Origin of the sequence: Mycolicibacterium vaccae NBRC 14118 = CIP 105934, assembly GCF_001552715.1 — a bacterium.
GTDB classification, from domain to species: Bacteria; Actinomycetota; Actinomycetes; order Mycobacteriales; family Mycobacteriaceae; genus Mycobacterium; species Mycobacterium vaccae.
Genome location: NZ_BCRS01000331.1, coordinates 1 through 1,660 on the forward strand (window position 1 = coordinate 1; position 1,660 = coordinate 1,660).

General features: G+C 67.0%; 3 protein-coding genes. 2 read left to right on the plus strand and 1 reads right to left on the minus strand.

Going from position 1 to position 1,660, the window contains the following annotated elements:
- Window positions 1–505, minus strand: a 505-nt coding sequence (gene msrA, locus MVA01S_RS29765; RefSeq protein ID WP_060941837.1) for a peptide-methionine (S)-S-oxide reductase MsrA, incomplete at its 3' end; no start/stop codon positions are given.
- A 67-nt stretch (window positions 506–572) separates the two neighbouring features.
- Here msrA and MVA01S_RS29770 point away from each other — a divergent pair.
- The gene (locus MVA01S_RS29770) at window positions 573–1,004 is read left to right on the plus strand and encodes a hypothetical protein (protein ID WP_003931349.1); all 432 of its coding nucleotides are present in this window, start codon (window positions 573–575) and stop codon (window positions 1,002–1,004) included.
- A 44-nt stretch (window positions 1,005–1,048) separates the two neighbouring features.
- A complete protein-coding gene (locus MVA01S_RS29775; protein WP_003931348.1) occupies window positions 1,049–1,555 on the plus strand; it encodes a nuclear transport factor 2 family protein in 507 nt (168 codons plus the stop codon).
- Window positions 1,556–1,660 lie beyond the last annotated feature (105 nt).

Consider the following 1,660-nt stretch of genomic DNA (forward strand, 5'->3'; position numbering starts at 1 on the left):
CTTCGGCGCGTTTGGGCAGCTTCCAGCCCGGCCGCGGGAAGTGGCAGGTGTAACCGGTGGGATAGCGCTCCAGGTAGTCCTGGTGCTCCGGCTCGGCCTCCCAGAAGTCCGGTGCCGGACTGACTTCGGTGACGACCTTGCCCGGCCACAGGCCTGACGCGTCCACGTCGGCGATGGTGTCCAGCGCGACCTGACGCTGCTCGTCGTCGACGTAGAAGATTTCCGACCGGTAGCTGGTGCCGACGTCGTTGCCCTGCCGGTTCTTCGTCGTCGGGTCGTGGATCTGGAAGAAGAACTCCAGCAGCGCGCGGTAGTCGGTCTGCGCGGGGTCGTAGACGATCTCGATCGCCTCGGCGTGGCCGGGATGGTTGCGATAGGTCGGATGGTCGTTCTGCCCGCCCGTGTAACCCACCCGGGTGGAGACCACACCGGGCTGCTTGCGGATCAGGTCCTGCATGCCCCAGAAGCATCCGCCGGCCAGTACTGCTCGCTTGTAGTCGCTCACGCGTGCTCCTTCTCGCTCGCTGTGGATAACCCACGGTACTGCGGTCTCCGTGGCTAGGCTGTGAAGGATGCGTGTACTGGGTGTACCGGCCGTACTGTTCGTGGCTCCGTTGATCCTGGCTGCACCGGCGATATCGGCCGCGCCCGCGGCCGCCGAACCTCTCGCACCGGTGCCGATCCCCGAGACTCCCGCGGACGCAATGGCGGCGATGTTCGTCGACGACCCGGCCGTCGTCGATGCCCATCCGACCCGTCCGCAGTCGTGGAGCCGGGTGCCCGACGAACGGATGGTCCGGCTGCACTTCACGACGGGAACCCCCGAGTGCTACGGCGTGACCGCGACGGTGCAGGAGAGTCCCGACGCGGTGATCGTCGATCTGCGCACCGGGACGTTGCCGCAGGCCGTCGGCCGGGCCTGCATCGCGATCGGGCTGTTCGGTGACCTCGACGTGCCCCTGCAGGAGCCGCTCGGCGCGCGCCGTGTGCTCAGCGCGACCTGAGCCACCCTCGACAAGTGCAGCTAGAACGTGTTCTATTTCTCCGTGTGACCGGCAACACTTTCACGCGGGACGAGCTGGCCGACGCGTTCGCGGAGTTCGAGCGGACGGTCGACCGGGCTGCGCAGACCAGGAACTGGGATCCGTGGGTGGACCAGTACACCAGCGACGTCCTCTACATCGAACACGCCGCTGGCACGATGCGCGGTCGGGAAGAGGTCCGGCCGTGGATCTGGAAGACGATGGAGTCCTTCCCCGGCAGCTACATGACGTCGTTCCCGTCGCTGTGGCACGTCGTGGACGAAGGCACCGACCGGATCATCTGCGAACTCGACAACCCGATGCGCGATCCCGGTGACGGCACCGTCATCAGCGCCACCAACATCTCGATCCTGACCTACGCCGGCGACGGGAAATGGTGCCGCCAGGAAGACGTGTACAACCCGCTGCGGTTCGCGTCCGCTGCGGTGAAGTGGTGCAGGAAAGCCGAGAGCCTCGGCACGCTTCCCGACGAGGCCGCGCAGTGGATGGCCAAATACGGCGGGCGTCGCTGATGACCGAACCATCCCCCGTCGCTTCGCTCGCCCCGGACTCTTCCCCCGTCGCTTCGCTCGCCCCGGACTCTTCCCCCGTCGCTTCGCTCGCCCCGGACTCTTCCC